The sequence below is a fragment of the Bacillus yunxiaonensis genome (genome assembly GCF_037104695.1).
Lineage (GTDB): Bacteria > Bacillota > Bacilli > Bacillales > Bacillaceae_G > Bacillus_A > Bacillus_A yunxiaonensis.
Genome location: NZ_JBAWSV010000004.1, coordinates 241541 through 264496 on the forward strand (window position 1 = coordinate 241541; position 22956 = coordinate 264496).

The window sequence follows — 22956 nt, forward strand, 5'->3', positions numbered from 1 at the left end:
TTTTTTCGGTTTGTTATAGTAGATTAAGAAGTTATAGGATGAAATTGTTAAGATTGTAACCGTATTTATAAAATGAGGCTTCTATCAGTGTGTGTAGAGTACTGCCGGCTAATGATGGACAATTAAATAACTCTGTAAGCCATATATCATAATATGTTTTTGAAATTTAGAGGTGGACAGGAGATGATATTCGGATGATTTCTATTGGGTTAACAGGATGGGGAGATCATAACGCTTTATATAGGGATGCATATGAAATGAAGCATAAACTACAAACATATAGTGAGCATTTTCCAATCGTAGAAGTAGATAGTTCTTTTTATGCGATGCAGCCTGCAAGAAATTATGAGAAATGGGTTTTAGAAACACCGCCAAATTTTTCATTTATTGTGAAAGCTTATCAAGGAATGACAGGGCATATGCGCGGAGAGACCCCCTTTGCAAATATTGAAGATATGTTTCATGCATTTAAAGAGTCAATAGTTCCTCTTCAAAAAGCAAATAAGTTAAAAATGGTTTTATTCCAGTATCCACCTTGGTTCGATTGTCAAAAGAAAAATGTGGACTTATTACGCTATACGAAAGAAAAGATGAGGGATATACCATGTTCATTAGAGTTTCGTAATCAGACTTGGTTTTATCCAGAATTTCGTAATCGAACATTGCAATTTATGAAACAAGAAGGTTGGATTCATACTATTTGTGATGAACCACAAGCAGGAATTGGTTCTATTCCAATTGTACTAGAAGCAACGCATGAACAGATGACCTTAGTTCGATTTCACGGGCGCAATGTACATGGGTGGCTGAATACAGGAGAGAATTGGAGGGCAGTCCGCTGTTTATATCGCTATAACAAACAGGAATTAGAAGAATGGATAGAGAGGTTACAAGAATTAAAAACAAAAACAAAGGAAATTTACCTTTTATTTAACAATAACTCTGGCGGAGATGCGGCAGATAATGCAAAACAAATGATGGATATGCTTGGAATTACGTATGGGGAACCAAGGCCTGAACAATTAAATTTATTCGATTGAAGTGAAAGAGTAGTAGGATAAAGTAGCATTTCTATTAAGTGGCTTCATCCTTCATTGATTGAAAGGCCTAATTAGGATAAAAAAAGAAAAACACTGTACAAACAGGGGGGAATGTACAGTGTTTTTCTTTATGAAAAAAGAGGGGTAACAATGTTACTGAGCGTTTGGTTGATTCATCAATTGTTGGCTTCGTAATAAATGATAATGGTTATCATTATCATTGTCAATGGTTTTTGTATCTTTTATCTTAAAAAATTTAAAGTTTACAAAAGGTTAATTTAATAATAACAGCGTTTACGTGATAATCATTATCAGTATTATTAAAAGGGGAGGGAATAGATGAAAAAACCATGGAAAATGATGACAACAGTTGCTGTTGTTTTTTCTGCTCTAATAATCAGTAAAACTCCCACCTAAATGAAAGAAGAGAGGTGGGAGTTAACTTTCCATAAGAGCTTGATTGATTCAACTAATAATCAGTGAAGAAAACGCTTACTAATCAAAGTTGAACTTTATCGCTGCTCTTTTTGTTGTACATATTTCTGTAAATCAAACGGTGTAATTTCTTGAATAAATTCTCTTGAAATAAGAGATTGAATGAGTGTGCTTTCGGTAACGACAGCACCTGTTTTCTGTTTGTGAGCTTGTTGTAATAATTGCAGTTTTTCCAATGTTTCTTTAGGTAATTCAATTGTTAGTGTGTTCATATTTCTCCCCCCTATTACTAGAGTATCACTAGAAGATAGGAGAAACAAGACAAGAGATAGATATATAAGATGGTAAAGAAAGCGACAGAGTTTCTCCTGCTACTTTAGGGCAGTAAGACTCCCAACTCAAGATTCTAAAAAAACAAGGAAGAGAGGTGGGAGATAACTGCTGGCATGCGCCCGATTGGTGAAACTTCCATCAGTGGGGGATGAAGAAAAAACCCCCACTGATGGAAGTTTCACTTTATTGGATTAAAAAAAGGTAACTATTCACAAAATAGTTACCTTTTTTTATATATTTACATTTTGTATGACTAAGCAATACCGATGTATTTTAAAGTTTTGGATGGAGTACTATGATCAAAAAAGTGTTGTAAAAATGCAATATCTACACCAGATTTGTAAGCACAGTATCCCCATGTCTTGCGAAGTGTATGTGAGCTAATCCCTTCTAAACCAACTTCTTTTGCTGCTTTGTTTAAAATGTACCAAGCATGTTGTCTTGTAATAGACTTTGTTCCTTTTTGAGATTTTAATAATGGTTCGTTTCGTTTCCATACTTTTCGCTCTTTCATGTATTGTTCGATAGTATGTTGTAATTCTTCACTTACAGCGAACCATTTATGCTTTTTCATTTTGTCATTATAGAACAAAATAGAATGACGAACATGTTCGTTTTCATCAATAACATCGCCAACTTTTAATTGTAAAATCTCGCTTACTTTTAATCCTGAATTCACAGCTAATACGAATAATAAAGCATCACGCTTCGATGATAGTAATAGTATATCTTTGATTTTTTCTAATTGTTTTTCATTTTGAATTGGTTGTCCTACTTGTTTCATTTCACGCACTCTCCTCTTTTATATGTGTAAAGGAAAGGATTAACTAGTTATTACTATAAAGGGAGTATGTGAATTTCATGTGAACTCCTCGTGAAATTAGAACAAATTATTTGACTTCTTTTGCTTTTTGTAAGTCGAAATAAAAGACAACACCATTTTCTTTATTATACACACCGTAATCGGCATGATGAAGTTCTAAAATATTTTTTACAATGGATAAGCCTAGACCTGTTCCGCCTGTATGACGGCTACGCGATGCGTCTAATCGATAGAAACGGTCCCATATTTTATCTAAGCTTTCTTCAGGAATCGGCGTACCGTTATTTTCAATTTCTATTTTTACCGTTTCTTCATACTCAATGACAGATAGCTTTACTTGTTCCCCAGTTGGTGCGTAACGAATTGCATTACTTAATAGATTGACGACAACTTGTTCAATGCGATTGCGATTTGCTTGCACATAAATAGTTGGATCTAATGCAAGCTCTACGTGTAATTTTTTTTCTTCGATACTAAATAATAGCTTTGTATAAACTTGTTTGATTAATTCTCCAATTGAAAAAGCTTCAATTTCTAATTTATATGTGCCAGATTCAAGTTTTGCAAGTTCTAGCATTTCGACAATAAGGCGGTTCATATTATCAGTTTCTTCTAAAATTACGTCGGTATAATACGTAGTATCTTTACTTACACCATCTTTAATACCTTCAGTGAAACTACGGATTACACTTAGTGGTGTTTTTAATTCATGGGATACGCCAGAGATAAACTCTTTTCTCGTTTTCTCTAGCTGTCTTTCTTTTTCAATATCTTGCTGTAGTTTTGTATTTGCTACATGCAATTTGTCAATTCGATCTTTTAAATTTATAGAAAGGCTGTTAATACTACTTGATAAGCTTCCAATTTCATCTTCTGTTGATATAGGAAGTTTTTCAGAAAAATCAAAGTTCGCCATTTTCTTTGTAACACGATTCATTTTAATAAGTGGCTTTGCAATGATTTTTGAGTAATAAAATGACAATAAAATAATGACAAGAAAGACGATAATTAATGCATATACGTAATAATCTTTCAAAACAAGCATAGCTTCATCAACGGGCTGCAGTGATGTCATAGCAAATGCAAATTCTTTTATTTCACCATTTTTAATAACGGGTTTAACAAAAACCTGACTTTTTACTTCATTTTCTCCGCCCATTGTATACGTCGTCATTTCATTTGTGTTTGTTTTTCCTAATGCGACAGAAAGTTCCCAGTGCTGAATGCCTTGTATTAATGCATCTTTATTTGTAAGACGAATATCAGTTGAGGTAGGAATGTGTAGTTTTGAAATAGTACCCTCAAATCTGTTAATACCAACACCAAATTCCTTTGTATATAAAGTTCTTTTCACATCTTGAAGTTGTATACCAAATTGCTTCAAATCTGAAATGATATTATCGTTTTGCCATATTTTGTTGTCGTTAGTAGTAATTGTAATAGGAATAATCATATCTTGTTTTAAGATACCTTGTACACTGATTTGATCATTAAGAGCTAATCTTAATTCTATAAACGAAGAATATTCATCGTTTGTGAAAATATTATTGAGTGGAATGAAATATGTTTTATTAGACTTATCAACAATTTCAATATGATAATTTTTATCATCTTTAATAATACCATTACGATCTAATAAGACGAGTTCAGCATTTGTTTTGTCATAAAACTCTTGTTTTAACTTTGAAAGCTCCTCAAATGACTGATCACTTTTTTCATATTTACTAACAAATTTTTCGAAAGATGTTTGGACGGTATTAATTTTTTTCTTTATATAAAATTTTTCTAAAAACAGTGATTGTCCAAGGAAAAAGAGTAAAAATGTCGCAGTAAACAATGCTGATGTTAATAGAAAAAGCTTAAACACAATACTTCTTTTTTTCACTTCTTCACCTCATAAATTGTAAATTCCATAATCGTCTTCTTATTATAGCAAACGAATAAAGAGAGTAGGAGAGGAAATCTGTCGCTTGCTGAGACAGTTTCTTTAAAAAAGTCATATACAGTGAAACTTCCATTAGTGGCGGAGGTCTTACCGTCCGCAAATAGCGGAATAAAAAAGAACTCGCCAGACGTATGACAAGTTCTTGTGAAAATTACGATTGAATTGCTGCATCTAATGCAATTTCAATCATTTCGTTAAATGTAGTTTGACGTTCTTCAGCCGTAGTTTCTTCACCAGTAAAGATATGGTCACTTACTGTTAAAACAGATAATGCGTTTACACCGTATTTCGCTGCTAATGTATATAGTGCAGTTGTTTCCATTTCAACAGCTAACACACCGTAATCGCCAAGCTTTTTCACCATGTCCATACTTTCACGGTAAAATACATCAGCTGTTAGTACGTTACCAACGCGAATATGTAAACCTTTTTCTACACCAGCATCATATGCCTTCTTTAATAAATCAAAGTTTGCACACGGCGCAAAATCAAATCCAGGGAATGTTAAACGATTTATGTTAGAATCTGTACAAGCAGTCATTGCAATAATAACGTCACGAACTTTTACGTCTTTTTGAATTGCACCGCATGTTCCCACACGAATCAAGTTTTTTACATTATAACTTTGAATCAGTTCGTTTACATAAATGGAAATAGAAGGAACCCCCATACCTGTTCCTTGTACAGAGACACGTTTGCCTTTATATGTTCCTGTAAATCCTAGCATACCACGTACATTGTTGTAGCAGGTTACATCTTCTAAAAAATTTTCTGCAATATACTTTGCACGTAAAGGGTCTCCAGGTAATAAAATAGATTCAGCAATTTCGCCTTCTTTAGCTCCGATATGAATGCTCATAAATATCCTCCTTGTTATGTAGCAATCGATATAAGCATTATATAGTGAATAATATCGATTAAGTAGTTTTCTCTTTGTAGTATACACGAAGTAGAGCGTTTTCAATAGTGCGTTTTCAATGGTGCATTTCTATTTATCCCGCTATTCGCGGGCAGTAAGACCCCTACCTTAAGAGTGAGAGAGAAGCGAGGAAGATAGGTGGAGAGAGTGTAAGATAAAATAATTGCACAAAAAAGAATATAGGTTAGATGTTTTTATACGTAAAATAATCTGAATTATGTTACAATTTACAAAAAGTAGATAGGTGATTTCGTGAAAAATCTTATAATAGGGATTATTACTTTACTTCTTATTGTTCTTGGTGGATTTTATATGAAAAAATATAAAAATAGCGAAGAAACAACCGCACAAATACAACAAGTGAAGTGGCAGCTTAATGATATCGATGTAAATAAAACCGCACATATTACATTTCAATTGAAAGATAACAAAGGGAATGAGATTCGCGGTGTAAACGATCATATTCGGATATTTATTGTGGACAAGCAGTTAGCGCGGTCGTATCAAATGAGGCCAACGTTTGCTGGTAATGGTTCATATAAAACCACGTATCAATTTAAAAAAGAAGGGGAATATACAATTTTCCTATATGAAGAAACAGGAGATACAACAAAACAATTTGCTGAAAAAAATATTATAGTAGGCAAGAAAGAAGAAAAAAAACAGAGGCCAATCGCTGTAGATACTGTATTGACGAAAAACATTGGTACTTACAAAACATCGCTTTTATTTCGTGCGCTTCATCCGAATGAAGAGGAAACATTAACGTTTCAATTTCAAATAGAAAAAGGCCAAAAACTAAAATTTCGCTCGAATACAGGAGAACGTGCTGCACTTCGCATAGTGGATGAAAAACAACAACATTTCTTATACGTTGTTCCTGCTAATGATGAAGGACAATTGCAATTTCGCGTTACGTTTCCGAGTGAAGGGATTTATAAAATATGGGGTACTTTTTATATAAACGGAAAGAAATATGAAGAGCAGTTTGTACTACAAGTTCAGGAACGAAAAAACAGCTAAGAAGTTAGCTGTCTTTTCGTTTTCCGATTAATTTTGTTACAGCGAGCATCGTAATTGGCAATGAATGATTCTTTCGAAATGCAAAATACTTCCCGCTCCACGCTGGTTTATATTTATCTTTGAAATGTCGTAAGCCGCTAAAGCTATATGTATAACGAACATTGTTGAAAATGGCTGCTGCGACGCGCTCTGACCAAAATGATTGTGCCGATAACCCAACGTTAGATAGAGGAGCCATTCCCATATTAAAGCAGTGGTAGCCATTTTCTTTTGCCCATTGGAATAAATGAATGAAAAGAGCATCCATAATTCCACCTGGTGCATCAGGGTAATAACGCATTAAATCAACAGACAGTTCACCATCTTGATATACGGGCATCAATGTTGTGAAGGCAATGATTTTACCATCGGCATCAGAAAGTGTTGCAACCGGCGCGCGGTTTACATAATCACGATCGAAATAGCCAAGAGAGAAGCCTTTCTCTTTTTTTCCTCCAAGCCATGCATCTGATACTTTTTTTAGTTCATCATACAACTCATCTGCAAATGGAGGGGTGTGAATCGCAAAAGTATAACCTTCTCGCTCGAAACGGTTAAAAGTTGCACGCAATCCAGCGCGTTTTTTACCGGAAATTGTAAATGTATTTAAATCGACAACCGCTTCTTCCCCCAGCTTGAAGAAGTTGTAACCAAAATCATGATATAAACTCATCCATTTACTTTCGATTTGATAAAATACACAAATATATCCGAAACGATCCGCTTCTGTTAGAAACTCTTCTAATACTTTACGAAAAGAAGATTGCTGTCCGATTGGATCCCCGAGTACAATAAGACGTTTACCTGTAGGAGAAAACTGAATCATTGCTTTTCCATCACTACTGAAAAAGAACTGCTTATCTCCTAAAAAACCGAGATGGCTTAGCACGTTCCCGCCATGTTCATCTAAAAAATGTTGCAGTCGTTTCGGATTGAAAGGTTGCCCGGGAAATTTACTTCGATAGCGATTTGCGATAATGGAACCAATTAGTAAAAAGCTTGGTACAAAAAAGGCTGCAGAAAATGCACTTCGTTGTACTTGTTTAATATTACGAACAACAAAATCAGGTTTAAACACTTCCTTTGCTTCCGCAAATAGTGTTCCTAGGTTTTTGTAGAGATACAATGTAATAAGTAAAAAGAGTAATAATTTTACTACATCTGAGAATGAAACCTCCACTTTTTCACGAATAAATCGTTTGCGAATCATATATAGTACAGCGAGTACAATGAGTAAGATGAAGGTTTCTTCTAGATCAATTCCTTTTAACGTATTAAAAATTGCGGCTCCGATTAGAGATACAGTTGTCATGTAGTAGGAGCGCTTCGTTCCATGATAAATGCCGCTTGATAAAATAACGAGCAAAATACCAAATGTTAGCGATAAACTAAAAGAAATCTGTATTAGGTATTTAGGAACTAAAATATGAAGTGCATGGGCGCGTTCAATACTTGTTGGAAAAACAGTGGAGAAAATCACCATGATTCCTGCAAAACTTGTTAACGCAGCAGATGCCCAAGAACCTAGCTTTCCTAAAAAATCACGCTGTAATGTCCAAATGACTCCAGTTGTTTCAAGGGCAGGAGCAATAAACGGTTTATCTTCAAATTTCTTTAGAGCAGCTCCTGTCATTTCAACCGCTGCAAAAACCAAACCGAGTCCAAATGGTAAAACATAATATACAAGGCGATATAATAACATAGCAGGAAGCAATACGCTTGTATCGAATCCATACTGTTCCAGTCCTGTTAAGAAAACAAGATCAAAGGAGCCGAGTCCTCCCGGGACAAGGCTAATAACACCAGCCAAAGCTGCAATGACATATACACCAAGAAACTTCTGGAAGTCTACTTCAATTCCAAATAGAAGTAAGATGACATACATAACGATACCCGCTGATACCCATTCTACTAATGAAACAAGTGAATAGAGGACAGTTGGATTTTGTTCTGCTTTTTCTGTTTTTCGTTTGCGATTTTTTATTTTTGAAACACCTATGTATAATGGAACAAAAAGAGCAAAAAAGATGAGAACCGGCCATAACCAAGGTTTTTCTTGTAAAACAAATCTTGTATCTAATACGCCGATGAGGCCAAGAAAGGATAATAATGCTAACCCATTAATAAAAGCCGTTGTCATCCAAGCGATACTTTTAATAAGCTTACCGTTCTCCTGTACATAAGGACGATATAACATTGTACGTATACCTGCCCCGATAAGACCACCGAATCCTATAAATCCATTTAATGTATTAGCAATCCAAGAAATGCGGAAAATCTTTCTAACCGGTATATCTGCTTGCAAATGCCGCAGCATAACATAGTCATAAAAGAACATTGTAGCAACAGCAAATACACCAATTGTAACGGCTAAGAAAAATCCACCAGGTGGAATGTTTTTAATCGTTTCAACTGCTTCTCGAAATGAGATGCCCGATAGTTCTTTTCGTGCTTGAAAAAATACAATTGTTAGTACAATAAAGGGGAAAATAAATTTTCCAATTTGTAACATACGTTTCCATGAAAACGGCATAAAGACAACTCTCCTTGTATAAGAAAACTGAGGCAATATTTTTATTATGACAAACTTCAATAAAAATAAAAAGAAAAATTCAATGAAAATTCAGTTGTATCTCCTGCATTTGTAAATATTTTCTATTAATAAATTGTAATTTTGATAAGTTGGATGAAACAGAGAAAGAAAAGGAGCTTTATATTTTATCCCGTATTAACGGACAATAATGCTGCATTTTAAAGGAATTTTGTAAGAATTTCATCTCTTTGAAGGAAATCCGCTTTTTAAAATCGAAAATCAAAACATATATTTCTGTGATATCGTTACGCTAGCTGATGAAATAAAGTGAAACTTTCATCAGTAGGGGTTTTTCTTTATCCCCACTGATGGAGAGCTCTCACTAATCGGGCGCATGCCAGCAGTTATCCTCCACCTATTTTCTGTAGAAAAGCGGAAGCGGCTCGCCTAGAATCGCAGGATGCTCGCGCCCAAGGGGGCGAAATGACCGGAGATTCTAGCCGCTAGAGCTGGAAAATGATTTTCTCTCAATCTTGAGGTGGGAGGCTTACTGCCCGCAAATAGCGGGATAAAAATAGAAGCAGCGAGCAGGAACGTTTTCATATAAATACACTAGAAGAATTTCGCGTATATTTTGAAGAAGAAACAACAATAGTAGTGCGTTTTGTAATGATGCTGCATCAGAAAAAATAAATATCAGCAGAATCAACTTTCAAATGGTAGGGGGAGAAACTAGTATGTCAAATTTAATGGTTGAAAATCAAACGCAGCAAGTCACTGTTTTTTTAGGAGAAGTAATTGAGGTTATTACAAAATATGTAAATAACCATACATTACCTTTATTGTTAGAAGAAACGCCAGAAGGTGATGAAGAGTATTTTGCTGGATTGTTAGCTTCAATTCGACGTTTACTCGTATTTTGCGAGGAAGGTTTAGATGCTTGCTGCGTATTAATAAATAATAAGCCGTTTCGAAAAAATGCCGCAGAAAGAACGTTATATAAAATCTATCATCAAGTGATTGCGGAGTTTTTTTCACCGAAAAATGATCATTGGTATGAAAACAGCCGTTCAGCTTATACAGGGAAGAATTCAATTGCATTTCAAAAACAACCTCCTTTTTCTATTGAACGAATGATTCAAGAGTTAGAAGGGAAATTTCAAATATTGCGTGAAGAGCTAGAATATTATGAGACAGATTATCAAACGAAAATAATACAAAAATATTAACTGTTGTAAGAAGCTAGGTGATTCCTAGCTTCTTTTGCTTTTTGAAACGTCATATATGCCTATACTTTCGAATACATTTAAAAAGGATAGCATTGATGGAGGTGTCATATGAGTCAGCAAGAAGTATTTACTGATTACTTTCATGAAGTTGAAAGCTGGTGCGAAAGTGTTCTACACGTATTAGATAACCGGGCAACGGAAGTATATGATGTCCATATGCTTGCATATAAAATTCAAATGTTATTAGATCGTATTAAAGAAAATGAATATGATTATGATGCGGAGTTTGTTTATGAAATTAGTGATGACGTTGAACATATTCAACATTATTTACAAGAGGCGTTAATGTCTGATTCAGAACAATATATATTATATGAAAGAAATTATGCAGAAGCTTCTGTACCAATTGGCGGACATACACTTCCACCGCTTCCGTATCCGTATAATGCGCTAGAGCCTTATATCTCAAGGGAAATTATGATGCTTCACCACGATAAGCATCATCGTAGTTATGTGGAAGGATTAAATAAAGCAGAGAAGATGATGGCAGAAGCACGAAGAACAAATCAATTTGATTTAATAAAGCATTGGGAGAGAGAAGCTGCCTTCCATGGTTCTGGCCATTATTTACACACTATTTTTTGGAACAATATGAAAAAAGATGGTGGTGGTAGCCCACATGGAGACTTATCACGGCAAATTGAAAAAGATTTTGGAAGTTTTTTACGTTTTCAAAAACATTTTACAGAAGCAGCAGCAAAGGTGGAAGGCTCTGGCTGGTCGATTCTCGTTTGGGCACCTCGTTCCGGGCGATTAGAAATTTTACAAAGTACACTTCATCAATTATTTACGCAATGGGATACAATCCCTTTACTAGTACTTGATGTATGGGAGCATGCATATTATTTACAGTATCAAAACCGAAAGGAAGAATATATTAAGAATTGGTGGAATATTGTCAACTGGGGTGATGTAGAAAAAAGGTTCCAAAGTGCAAAAGAACTTCAGTGGATACCATACTAGACGCATCGTGATGCGTCTTTTTTATTTATCCCGCTATTTGCAGGAAGTAAGTCCTCTACTTCAACTTCCATTCATATTTTAAAAGTCCAAGCATACACTTGTACAAAAAGTGCCGAAAAGGACGTGAATATATGCGGGGAAGATCGATCATGATTGCACTTATTATATTATGTGCAAGTATGTTGCCGAATGATACATATGCACAAATGAAGGATGTTAGTGCTCGTAATGCCGTTTTGATGGAGCAGCATTCGGGACGTGTACTATATGGAAAGTTAGAGCATGAGTCCGAAAAAATTGCCAGCATTACAAAAATTATGACCGCGCTTTTGGCAGTTGAATCAGGGAAAATGAAAGAAAAGGTATCAATTAGCAATACGGCTGTTCGTGTGGAAGGATCGGCTATTTATTTAAAGCCAGGGCAGAAAGTAACGTTAGAAGATTTAGTATACGGTTTAATGTTACGTTCTGGAAATGATGCAGCTCAGGCAATTGCAGAATATATTGGTGGAAGTACGGATGGGTTTGTCTATTTAATGAATGAAAAGGCCGCACAAATTGGAATGAAGGATACACATTTTTCTAACCCGCACGGTTTAGATGGGGATGGGACACATTATTCTTCAGCATATGATATGGCACAGTTAACACGGTACGCCATGAACAATGAGACATTTCGTAAAATTTTTGGAACGAAAACGTATCAGTCGCAAGCGTGGGATTATCCATGGAAAAATAAACATAAGCTTGTTACATCTATGTACGAGTATGCAACAGGAGGAAAAACTGGGTTTACGAAAAAGGCAGGACGAACACTTGTAACGACTGCATCCAAAGATGGGCTAGATTTGATTGTTGTAACATTGCAGGCTTCGAGTGATTGGGACGATCATATGTATTTATTTAATGAAGGCTTTAAACAGTATATATCAACTACAGTACTGAAAAAGGGAGTACTTTCTGAAATTCAAGACAAAAAGTATAAAAATCATGTATATACGAAAAATGATTTGTTAGTTCCGCTAACAAAAGAGGAGTTTAAAAAGGTCACATTAAAAATTGAATTTGATAAAACAGCCAAGGTAACAGATGGAGAGAAAGTAGGTCGTGCCATTGCTTATCTAAATGGAGAAGAAATTGGGGAGCGTAATTTATTTTATAGTAAACGAAAGCTTATTGCGACAACAGGTTTGTTTTGGAGCGATTTTAAAGAAGTATTTTCACAAATGTTAGGTGTGAAAACAGATGGTTAATCTTGTCTGGGCTGCGATGGCGTTAATTGGTATTGTGTATGCAATGTTTAATGGAACGATGGAAGAAGTGAATAAAGCGGTTTTTGAAGGTTCAAAAAGTGCTGTAACTATTTGTATTGGACTGATTAGTGTTCTTGTCTTTTGGCTTGGTTTAATGAAAATTGCAGAAGAAGCGGGACTATTAAAGAAGCTTGTTGCATTGTGTATGCCTCTTGTAAAAAAATTGTTTCCAGAAGTTCCGAAGGATCATCCAGCGATGGGTTTTATTTTATCCAATATGTGGGCAAACTTTTTCGGTTTAGGAAATGCAGCTACACCACTTGGGATTAAAGCAATGGAACATTTAAAAGAGTTAAATGGGGGAAAAGACTTTGCGAGTCGTTCTATGATAACATTTCTTGCCTTAAATACATCGGCTATCACGCTTATTCCCACTACGGTTATTTCAATTCGGATGACATATCATTCTGCAAACCCCACTGAAATTGTAGGGGTAACCTTTATCGCTCAAGTGCTATCTATGATTGGTGCCATTTGGATTGATCGTTATTTTTACCGAAGAAGAAGTAGAAAGGGGAAGAAATAATGAGTATCGTCAATATGATTTCTCTATGGGTGATTCCATGCGTGATTGGATTTATTCTATTATATGGGACGGTAAAAAAAGTACCGACATATGAGTCGTTTGTAGAAGGGGGAAAAGAAGGGCTTCAAATTGCTGTATCCATTTTACCATTTATGGTTGGTATGCTCGTTTCTATTTCCATTTTTCGAGCTTCAGGAGCGCTAGATGCAATGATTCATGTGATGAAACCAATGTTAGATATGATTCATGTGCCAGCAGAAATTGTTCCGCTTGCACTTATTCGCCCTATTTCTGGATCAGCAGGGTTAAGTATTACAACGGATTTAATTGCCACATACGGACCAGATTCATTTATTGGGAGACTTGCTTCCACAATGCAGGGAAGTACAGATACGACTTTTTATATTTTAACAGTTTATTTTGGGGCGGTTGGAATTCGGAAAATGGGTGATGCATTAAAAGTTGGTTTATTTGCTGATTTAATTGGTATTGTGTGTTCAATTGTATTTGTTTCACTTATGTTTCAGTAATAATGATTCATTTTTCATTCAAATTGGACTATAATACGTATACAGCCACTATTAAGAATGCGCTTAATAGTGGCTTTTTTATGGATTGTTTTTGACAAAAACGTGAACATTTGCTGTAAGCAAATGGAAGGAAGTGGACCATAATAAAGAAGAGAATCATATCACATTCCTTTATTAGCTTACAAAGTTGGCAATGTTGTTTATGGTAAGTAAGGGGCATTGTCTAATAGACTAGACAGTTGCCAAGTCCTTCTAATGAAGGTAAGATGAATTTGAGGTGAAGAAACGAAATGGAACGACTACAAAAGGTAATAGCACAAGCAGGTATCGCATCAAGAAGAAAAGCAGAAGAACTTATTCAACAAGGGAAAGTTAAGGTTAACGGCAAAGTCGTGACTGAATTAGGAACAAAAGTGAGTGTGCAAGATAAAGTTGAAGTAAATAACATTCCTCTTGAAAAAGAAACACCTGCCTACTTTTTATTATATAAACCAACTGGTGTTATTTCGAGTGTATCTGATGATAAAGGAAGAAAAGTGGTTACAGATTTCTTTCCAGAAATTCCACAGCGCCTTTTTCCAATCGGTCGCTTAGATTATGATACATCTGGTTTAATATTGATGACAAATGACGGAGACTTTGCGAATATTTTAATGCATCCAAAGTATAAGGTTGAAAAAACATATGTGGCGAAGGTAAAAGGTCCGTTAACTGGTGAAAAAATCCGTATGTTAGAAAAAGGTGTTATGCTTGAAGAAGGGAAAACAGCGCCTGCGCATGTGAAAATCCTTTCTTGGGATAAACGTAAAGAGGTTGCAATTGTACAATTGACAATTCATGAAGGAAGAAATCGCCAAGTGCGCAGAATGTTTGAAGCAATTGGCTGTAAAGTGATGAAATTAAAGCGCGAGCGATATGCCTTTTTAGAGCTAGGTAATTTACGCCCAGGAGATGCAAGAGAACTATCTCCTCATGAAGTAAAGCAACTTCGTGCCCTTGCTTCAACGAAACCAAGATAGTACGGAGCAAGAGGAATAAAGTGAAACTTCCATCAGTGGGGTTTTTTTATCCCCCACTCCTCGCTTCTCTCTCAATCTTGAGGTGGTGGGGGTCTTACTGCCAGCAAATAGCGGGATAAAGCTTCTATCAGTAAAGAAAGCTTTGCTGATAGAAGTGAAAATATAGAAAAGTTTAGTATGTGCTAAACTTCTTTATTCAGTTAGGGAAGGAGAGACACCGTGAAGAAAAATAGGTTATTCTTTCGTGTAATCATTTTACTCATATTAGGAGGCGCATTAGGTTTTACATTATATCAAAACTTTTTTGCTGATAAAGAGGAAGTGCAAGTAGGAAAAGAAGCGCCAAACTTTGTTGCTACTGATTTAGAAGGGAACAAGATTACATTAAAAGATTTAAAAGGAAAAGGTGTTTTCTTAAATTTCTGGGGGACATGGTGTGGACCTTGCGAAAAAGAAATGCCATATATGAATGAATTGTACCCTAAATATAAGGAAAAAGGCGTCGAAATAGTGGCGTTAGATGCAGACGAAACAGAACTTGCTGTGAAAAATTTTGTGAATCAATACGGACTGAAATTTCCGGTAGCGATTGATAAAGGGCAAGAAATTTTAAATACATATGGTGTTGGACCGTTACCGACAACGTTTTTAATTGATAAGGACGGAAAGATTATCGAAAAAATTACAGGTACACAATCTAAAGAACAAATGGAAGAATATTTAAAGAAAATTACTCCATAAATGAGAAGGGTATAGAAGATATATTCGTGCAATTGGTCAATCGAGGTACTGTATTTAATTTCAGTACCTATCAATAAAATTCTGATTATTCAGTGAAAGAAATTATGAAACATAGATACATAGAGAAAAGAAACGGCGGTGAGAGATTTGGAACAAATAAAGTGCGTTTGCGGTCATGTAAACCCAATCGGTACAATCTTTTGCGAAGCTTGCGGAAAGCCTTTTGAAGATGAGAAAGATACAAAATTATTAGATATGCGATATGAAGGAAGTGCACGGCGGTCTCTTACGCATACTAAAACAGTTGTGGATAAAATTTGGAGTTTTTTCTCTTCTGTAAAAGTTGGAGTATGGCTCATCGTTATTACACTTATCGCATCTGGAGTGGGGACGATTTTTCCACAACAAATGTATCTTCCACCAAATGTTACACCGGGGGAGTATTATGAACAGCAATATGGTTTCCTTGGGAAGATGTATTATCAATTAGGATTTGACAATCTATATAGCTCTTGGTGGTATATGATTTTAGTAGCATCTATTGGGATTTCTCTCGTTATATGTAGTCTAGATCGTGTTGTTCCTTTATATAAAGCGCTGAAAAAACAAAGAGTAACAAGGCATCCGAGTTTTTTGAAGAGGCAGCGGTTATACGGAGTAGCACTAGCAACGAAAGAAGAAATTGAATGTGTTAAGGAGAACTTGAAAAAGAAAAAATACAATGTGCAAGTGGAAAATGATAATATTCTAGCAGAAAAAGGACGCTTTTCTCGTTGGGGTCCATACGTAAATCATATCGGTCTTATTATTTTCTTATTTGGAACGATGCTTCGTTTTGTCCCTGGTATGTATGTAGATGAAGCGCTTTGGCTTCGTGAAGGCGAACTAAAAGAAATCCCGGGAACAGATGGGAAGTATTATTTGAAGAACGAAAAGTTTATTAAAGAAGTTTATGATAAGAATAAAGAAAATCAAGTATTTAATGATGCAATTGATCGAGTAGGAAATAAAATGATTCCGAAAAACTATCAAACAAACGCCGTATTGTATAAAACTGTTGGAAAAAATATTGCTGGCCAAAAACCAAAGCTTGAGAAAGTGAAAGAGTACAGTATTCGAGTGAATGAACCTCTTAAATTTGATGATTATGCTCTTTATCAAGTTGATTTTAAAGAAGGAGAATTTAGTAAAATGTCTTTCAATTTACAAAAGAAAGACAGCGGCCAAAAATGGGGTCCAATTACAGTTGACCTAACAAATCCAAAAGAAAAATACGATTTAGGAAATGGATATTCTCTTCATTTGCTAAGTTATTTTCCGGATTTTTATTTTGATGAAAGTGGCAAACCGAATACAAAAACGAAGATTCCTAATAATCCAGCTTTTGTCTTTAAAATGTTTACACCGGAAACGCCAAAGGGAGAAGTGAGCTTTGTTGGCATTCGACAAAATATAGAGCCAGAAGGAAACAATTTATACAAAATGTCTTTTGCGGGTGTAGAAACACGCAATGCTACAGCGCTTACTGTACGAAAAGATTTGACAATTTGGATTATAGCTTTGGGAGGATTTATTTTCATGGTCGGTGTGATTCAAGGTATGTATTGGAATCATCGCCGTATTTGGATACAACGTGTTAACAATGAATGGTGGATTGCTGGGCATACAAATAAAAATTGGTATGGTTTGCGAAAAGAGATAGAAAAAGTACTAGAAGGGACAAGCATTCCACAGCCAAATGATAAAGCCAATGAGAAGAAAATTAGTTAAGGTGGGGAGAGAGTATGGTAGAAATAAGTAGTAGTTTCTTATTTGCTGCTTTCGTATTGTATTTAGTTGCAACGTTGTTTTTTGGAGGTGCGATTAAAGAGAAAGGGCGGAAGTGGGCAAACATTGGGATAAGTATTACTATTTTAGGTTTTGCTGCGCAGTCGGTATACTTTGTTACGAGATGGATTGCATCAGGACATGCACCAGTTAGTAATTTTTTTGAATTTGGGACATTCTTTGGCATGATGATGGTTGGTGCATTTATTATTATGTATTTTATATATAAGACAAGCATCCTTGGCTTATTTGCACTTCCAGTTGCTATTTTACTCATTGCCTACGCAAGTATGTTTCCGAGGGAAATCACACCGCTTATCCCTTCATTAAAAAGTTACTGGCTACAAATTCATGTAACGACAGCAGCAGCTGGCCAAGCCATTTTAGCGATTAGTTTTATTGCGGGGCTTATATATTTACTGAAAAATGTGGATCAGTCAAAAAAAAGCAAGCAAACATTTTGGCTGGAAGCAGTTATTTTTTCGCTTGTTTGTGTAATTGGATTTATAGCAGTTACAACTGCGTTTTCAAGCGTAAAGTATGAAGCGAAATTCCAATGGATTGATAAAAATGAGCAGAAAGCAGAAATGGTGTACAATCTACCTGCTTTAGTCGGACCTCATGAAGGAAAATTAGTTACGGCTGACAAACTTGAGCCTGCTGTAGAAACACCTGCTATTATTAATGCGAAAAAATTAAATACAGTGATTTGGTCGATATTTATAGGAATAGGACTGTATATCTTATTAAGATTGATTTTACGTAAACGAGTGGCAGCGGCGATTCAACCAGTAGTACAAAAAGTGGATAGTGATTTGCTTGATGAAATTGGATATCGCTCTGTTGCAATTGGATTCCCAGTCTTTACGTTAGGTGCATTAATCTTTGCGATGATTTGGGCGCAAATTGCATGGACACGTTTTTGGGGATGGGATCCAAAAGAGGTTTGGGCGCTCATTACGTGGCTCTTTTATGCAGCCTTTTTACATTTACGTTTGTCTAAAGGATGGCACGGTGAAAAATCGGCGTGGCTTGCAGTAATTGGATTTGCAATTATTATGTTTAACTTTGTAGTGGTAAACTTAGTGATTGCAGGTCTGCATTCATATGCATGACAATAACTGAAGTTCAACAAATCTTGTTGTACAGCTTACTGTTGCGGTATAAAATAGGAAGGTGACTGTCACTTTCCTATTTTATTTTTGTTAATTTCTTTTCTTTTTTGAGAAAAACATGACAAAGTGTAGGCTGATTTTGTAAAATGATGTCGAGGAGAAATTATATTATTCAGGAAACATACATATTTTTGGAAAAAATATGAACAAATTTTATTATTTATGTGAAACATAATGCAAAGGTGAACTTTCAATCACGAAGGGTTTTGTCAATGAAAATGAAATAAGAGTAAGTTTAGTACGCTATCCCAATGGTAATGAGAATGTCTAACTCATAAGATGATAAGTTGGGATAACGCTAGCGTGCATCTGATTCGTTCAACTAATCTTTGGTAGAAACCAAAAATTTTAGGAAGTTTCACTTTAGTGAAGAAAGGTAGGTGTGAACCGTTGTGACATTTCTATGTACAGCGGGTTGCAATGGAAAATGAATTGAAGATTTTAATTGTAGATGATGAAGATCGTATTCGTCGTTTGTTAAAAATGTATTTAGAGAGAGAGCAGTACATCATTGATGAGGCTGACAATGGTGAGACGGCGTTAGAAAAAGCGTTGCAAAATGATTATGATCTAATTCTTTTAGATATTATGATGCCTGGAAAAGATGGTATTGAAGTGTGTAAAGGGATTCGTGAGAAAAAAGCAACACCGATTATTATGCTAACGGCAAAAGGAGAAGAAGTGAATCGCGTACAAGGATTTGAAGTTGGTACAGATGACTATATTGTAAAACCGTTTAGCCCGCGCGAGGTTGTCCTACGTGTGAAAGCGGTTTTACGTCGCTCAGTTACAACGACATTCTTTACGCAAGATACGACAACAAAAGATGTTATTGTATTTCCTCATCTCACAATTGATAACGATGCACATCGTGTTACAGCTGATGGTGAAGAAGTAAATTTAACACCAAAAGAATATGAATTATTACTATTTTTAGCGAAAGCACCTGATAAAGTATTTGACCGTGAACAGTTATTAAAAGAAGTATGGCAGTATGAATTTTTCGGTGATTTACGTACAGTTGATACACATGTAAAGCGTCTGCGTGAGAAGTTAAGTAAAAAGTCAGCAGATGCAGCGAAAATGATTGTAACTGTATGGGGGGTTGGTTACAAGTTTGAGGTTGTGAACGATTAATGCTTTGGAAAAGTGTAGTAGGTAAGTTATGGCTGACGATTCTCCTCCTTGTTTCTTTTGTACTTGGTTTCGTTGCTATTTTACTTTCACAGTTTTTTGATAATTATTACGTAACAACGGGAGAAACGAGGCTTACAAAGGTTGCAACGAGTGTTTCGGAATTAATAGAAGAGGGGGCGGATGAGCAGACGATAGAACATATCGCATATAAATTTGCTGATCCCCTTTCACGTATTATTGTTGTTAAAGATAATAATGAAATATCTGCCTCCCCTGCTCAACAAGGATTAGCAACATTAACACTAACTGATTTAAAAAATGACAAAGAGTTACAAGCGGTATTTACAGAACGTAAACATGTACAAAAGATTAAAAACGTCCCAGATGAAAAAAATAAGAAAAATCCTGAAAATGATATTATGATTGTCGGGGTTCCGTTAAAGTCGTCAAAAGACGGTGCGGTCTTTGTATATCAATCGTTACAAGTACCAAAACAAGGAATAGAAAAATCGACGGATTTTATCTTTTTATCTGCGGGAATTGCAATTATTTTAACAACGTTCTTTGCCTTTTTCTTATCAACACGGATTACAGCCCCACTTCGTAAAATGCGCGAAGTAGCTTTTGAAGTAGCGCGCGGGAAATTTGATGCGAAGGTACCAGCGGTTTCGCAAGATGAAATTGGTGAACTTGCAACAGCTTTAAATCAAATGGGGAAACAATTGAAGTTTAATATTAATGCACTGCAACAAGAGAAAGAACAGCTTTCTAGTATTTTAAGTAGTATGGCTGATGGTGTTATTACGTTAAATCAAGAAGGAGAAGTCGTTGTAATTAATCCGCCAGCAGAGCGTTTCTTACAAGTATGGTATGAAGAAAAAGAGATAGAGTTAAGTGTGAGTTTGCCATCTGAGCTGGTTGAACTATTTCATCTCGTTGTAGAAAGTGAACAGCAACAAGTGATAGAAATTAATTTAGAAAAAGGTAATTATGTTGTACTGATGACACCGCTGTACAATCAGACAAAGATTCGCGGTGCTGTTGCGGTACTTCGTGATATGACGGAAGAACGCCGTCTTGAAAAAATGCGTAAAGATTTTATAGCAAACGTATCGCATGAATTACGTACACCAATGGTTATGTTGCAAGGGTATAGTGAAGCAATTTTAGATGACATTGTTCAAACGAAAGAAGAAGTACATGAATTTGTGCAAATTATCTATGATGAATCTGTACGCTTAGGCCGTCTTGTAAATGAATTATTAGATTTAGCTCGAATGGAGAGCGGTCACGTAGAATTACATATATCGGAAGTAGATATTGTTCCATTTGTTGAAAAGATTGCACGGAAATTCCAAGGGATAGCAAAGGAAAAAGAAGTGCAGCTAGTAGTTGATTTTCGCACTTCTATAGAGAAACATTCTTTTGATCCGGATCGGATGGAACAAGTGTTAACAAATTTAATTGATAATGCTTTAAGGCATACAAACGCGGGCGGTAAAGTATCGCTTATTATTGATGAGAAAAATAATGGAATTGTATTCGAAGTTGAAGATTCTGGAGTTGGTATTCCGGAGGATGATATTCCATTCTTATTTGAACGTTTTTATAAAGCGGATAAGGCTCGTACACGTGGAAAAACAGGTGGTACAGGGTTAGGACTTGCGATTGCAAAAAATATTGTGCGAGGGCATGATGGTAAGATTACAGTATCGAGTGTAGTAGATAAGGGGACAACATTCTCTGTATATTTGCCAACATAAAGTGAAACTTCCATCAGTGAAAGGGGGCTTTATCCCTCGCTGATGGAAAGCTCTCACCAATTGGGCTTTTATGGGCAGTTAGGCCCCCACCTATCTTCTTCGCTTTTTTCTGAATCGCGAGGTGGGGTCTTACTGCCTGTGAATAGTGGGATAAATATAATGAAATAATGTGTGGATTTTTAAGCTTATCTTTTTGATAAGCTTTTTTCATGGAAACGAAAAGGAATGTTAATATAAGAGAAAAATGAAAAAGAGAAATAAGGAGAGAAAATATGAAGCTATACACAAAAACAGGAGATAAGGGACAAACAAGTCTTATTGGAGGACGCGTAGATAAAGACAACTTGCGTGTAGAGGCATATGGAACAATTGATGAGGCAAATTCATTTATTGGACATGCGATGACATTGTTACACGGTGAATTGTTTCAAGACATTTACCAAGAACTTGAAAAAATTCAGCATGAGTTGTTTGATTGTGGTGGGGATTTAGCGATTGTGAAGAGAAAAATTCCGTATAAAGTAAAAGAAGATATCATTACTTTTCTAGAAGAAAGGATTGATATATATATCCAAGAAGCGCCGCCACTTGAGCGTTTTATTTTACCAGGTGGAAGCCAAGGTGCAGCTATTATTCACATTGCTCGTACTGTTATACGAAGAGCAGAACGTTGTATTGTTTCATTGATGAAACAAGAGGAGATTAATGAATATGTGTTGCAATACGTAAATCGCTTATCGGATTATTTATTTGCAGTTGCGAGAGTTGTGAACGCTCGTTCTAATGTAAATGATGTAGAATATGAAAGAAGTGCGATTGTATTTCGAGATAAGGAGGAGAAGAAAGAGAAATAGGCTCTTTCTTTTTTTTGTATACTTTTTGCTATAATCAACCACAATAGAGAAAGTGTGGTTGTTATTTAGAAAACGGAGGATTTACAATGAAAGCATTAAAAATCATTTTGCTTTTCTTTTGTGCCTTTTTTATTGCACAAACAGAAGGTGCTGCGGAAGGAAAGCGGTGGGCATGGCCAGTAGAGGGGAGAATTAGCGATTATTTTGGAACGAGAAACGGAAAACATTTTGGTATTGATATTGCTGCACCGATTGGTACTTCAATAGCAGCTATGCAAGATGGTATTGTAACAAGATCTTATTTTTCTGATAGCTACGGACATGTGGTGTTTATTAAACATGAAGATTATGAAGCTGTATATGCTCATATGAATAAACGACTTGTGAGAGAGGGAGATACAGTTTCACAAGGGCAAAAAATTGGCCAGGTAGGAAATACAGGACAATCGAATGGTGCTCACTTACATTTAGAAGTTCATAAAGGGGCTTGGACGATAGCGAAAACAAATGCAGTGGATCCACTGCAAATAATTCAAGAAAAGCCTAACACGGTAGCCTCTGCCTCTGTATATGTCGTACAAAAAGGTGACACATTGGTCAGTATTGCTAGGAAGTTCGGTACAACTGTTGAAGAATTGAGAGTGAAAAATCATTTGCAAAAAGATATGATTTATCCGTCGCAAAAATTACATATTAATTGAAAAAGAGCTAGGAAGACTAGCTCTTTCG

The 22956-nt window shown here is 35.7% G+C and carries 20 protein-coding genes; 15 read left to right on the forward strand and 5 right to left on the reverse strand.

Annotated elements, in window-relative coordinates; all coding sequences use genetic code 11:
• Window positions 1-194: 194 nt before the first annotated feature.
• On the forward strand, window positions 195-1040 hold the full coding sequence (locus WAX78_RS13355; RefSeq protein ID WP_336482749.1) for a DUF72 domain-containing protein: 846 nt from the start codon (window positions 195-197) through the stop codon (window positions 1038-1040).
• A gap of 512 nt (window positions 1041-1552) precedes the next feature.
• On the opposite strand, the gene WAX78_RS13360 is transcribed toward WAX78_RS13355, so the two are convergent.
• The 4 genes from WAX78_RS13360 to deoD form a co-directional block, all read right to left on the reverse strand.
• On the reverse strand, window positions 1553-1747 hold the full coding sequence (locus WAX78_RS13360) for a DUF3924 family protein (RefSeq protein WP_098309458.1): 195 nt from the start codon (window positions 1745-1747) through the stop codon (window positions 1553-1555).
• A 314-nt stretch (window positions 1748-2061) separates the two neighbouring features.
• Entirely contained in the window at window positions 2062-2592 is a 531-nt protein-coding gene (locus WAX78_RS13365) for a tyrosine-type recombinase/integrase (RefSeq protein ID WP_336482750.1), read from the reverse strand.
• Between the two features lie 106 nt (window positions 2593-2698).
• Entirely contained in the window at window positions 2699-4516 is a 1818-nt protein-coding gene (locus WAX78_RS13370; RefSeq protein ID WP_336482751.1) for a sensor histidine kinase, read from the reverse strand.
• Between the two features lie 211 nt (window positions 4517-4727).
• Entirely contained in the window at window positions 4728-5435 is a 708-nt protein-coding gene (gene deoD / locus WAX78_RS13375) for a purine-nucleoside phosphorylase (protein WP_336482752.1), read from the reverse strand.
• A 312-nt stretch (window positions 5436-5747) separates the two neighbouring features.
• On the opposite strand from deoD, the gene WAX78_RS13380 reads away from it, so the two are divergent.
• A complete protein-coding gene (locus WAX78_RS13380) occupies window positions 5748-6518 on the forward strand; it encodes a hypothetical protein (RefSeq protein ID WP_336482753.1) in 771 nt (256 codons plus the stop codon).
• A gap of 4 nt (window positions 6519-6522) precedes the next feature.
• On the opposite strand, the gene mprF is transcribed toward WAX78_RS13380, so the two are convergent.
• A complete protein-coding gene (gene mprF, locus WAX78_RS13385; RefSeq protein WP_336482754.1) occupies window positions 6523-9090 on the reverse strand; it encodes a bifunctional lysylphosphatidylglycerol flippase/synthetase MprF in 2568 nt (855 codons plus the stop codon).
• 737 nt (window positions 9091-9827) lie between these two features.
• Here mprF and WAX78_RS13390 point away from each other — a divergent pair.
• From WAX78_RS13390 to WAX78_RS13450, 13 genes are all read left to right on the forward strand, one after another.
• Entirely contained in the window at window positions 9828-10319 is a 492-nt protein-coding gene (locus WAX78_RS13390) for a DUF3907 family protein (protein WP_336482755.1), read from the forward strand.
• 108 nt (window positions 10320-10427) lie between these two features.
• Window positions 10428-11342 (forward strand): superoxide dismutase, encoded by a 915-nt coding sequence (locus WAX78_RS13395; protein WP_336482756.1) that lies wholly within the window; start codon window positions 10428-10430, stop codon window positions 11340-11342.
• Between the two features lie 131 nt (window positions 11343-11473).
• A complete protein-coding gene (locus WAX78_RS13400; protein WP_336482757.1) occupies window positions 11474-12595 on the forward strand; it encodes a D-alanyl-D-alanine carboxypeptidase family protein in 1122 nt (373 codons plus the stop codon).
• Window positions 12588-13181, forward strand: a complete 594-nt coding sequence (locus WAX78_RS13405) for a nucleoside recognition domain-containing protein (protein ID WP_336482758.1) — start codon at window positions 12588-12590, stop codon at window positions 13179-13181. Before WAX78_RS13400 ends, WAX78_RS13405 begins: the two co-directional genes overlap by 8 nt.
• Complete coding sequence (spmB, locus tag WAX78_RS13410; RefSeq protein ID WP_336482759.1) at window positions 13181-13711, forward strand: spore maturation protein SpmB; 531 nt, start codon at window positions 13181-13183, stop codon at window positions 13709-13711. The genes WAX78_RS13405 and spmB overlap by 1 nt, the downstream gene beginning before the upstream one ends.
• 290 nt (window positions 13712-14001) lie before the next feature.
• On the forward strand, window positions 14002-14730 hold the full coding sequence (gene rluB, locus WAX78_RS13415; protein ID WP_336482760.1) for a 23S rRNA pseudouridine(2605) synthase RluB: 729 nt from the start codon (window positions 14002-14004) through the stop codon (window positions 14728-14730).
• A gap of 219 nt (window positions 14731-14949) precedes the next feature.
• Complete coding sequence (gene resA, locus WAX78_RS13420; protein WP_336482761.1) at window positions 14950-15471, forward strand: thiol-disulfide oxidoreductase ResA; 522 nt, start codon at window positions 14950-14952, stop codon at window positions 15469-15471.
• A 147-nt stretch (window positions 15472-15618) separates the two neighbouring features.
• Window positions 15619-17241, forward strand: coding sequence for a cytochrome c biogenesis protein ResB (gene resB, locus WAX78_RS13425; RefSeq protein WP_336482762.1), 1623 nt, complete (start codon window positions 15619-15621; stop codon window positions 17239-17241).
• 14 nt (window positions 17242-17255) lie between these two features.
• Complete coding sequence (gene ccsB / locus WAX78_RS13430; RefSeq protein WP_336482763.1) at window positions 17256-18413, forward strand: c-type cytochrome biogenesis protein CcsB; 1158 nt, start codon at window positions 17256-17258, stop codon at window positions 18411-18413.
• Window positions 18414-18893: 480 nt separating this feature from the next.
• Window positions 18894-19610 carry a DNA-binding response regulator ResD gene (resD, locus tag WAX78_RS13435; RefSeq protein WP_253629103.1) on the forward strand — a complete coding sequence of 239 codons (717 nt, stop codon included), beginning with the start codon at window positions 18894-18896 and terminating at the stop codon, window positions 19608-19610.
• Window positions 19610-21373, forward strand: coding sequence for an ATP-binding protein (locus WAX78_RS13440; protein WP_336482765.1), 1764 nt, complete (start codon window positions 19610-19612; stop codon window positions 21371-21373). Before resD ends, WAX78_RS13440 begins: the two co-directional genes overlap by 1 nt.
• A 272-nt stretch (window positions 21374-21645) precedes the next feature.
• The gene (locus WAX78_RS13445) at window positions 21646-22227 is read left to right on the forward strand and encodes a cob(I)yrinic acid a,c-diamide adenosyltransferase (RefSeq protein WP_336482766.1); all 582 of its coding nucleotides are present in this window, start codon (window positions 21646-21648) and stop codon (window positions 22225-22227) included.
• Between the two features lie 86 nt (window positions 22228-22313).
• The gene (locus WAX78_RS13450) at window positions 22314-22928 is read left to right on the forward strand and encodes a peptidoglycan DD-metalloendopeptidase family protein (protein WP_336482767.1); all 615 of its coding nucleotides are present in this window, start codon (window positions 22314-22316) and stop codon (window positions 22926-22928) included.
• Window positions 22929-22956 lie beyond the last annotated feature (28 nt).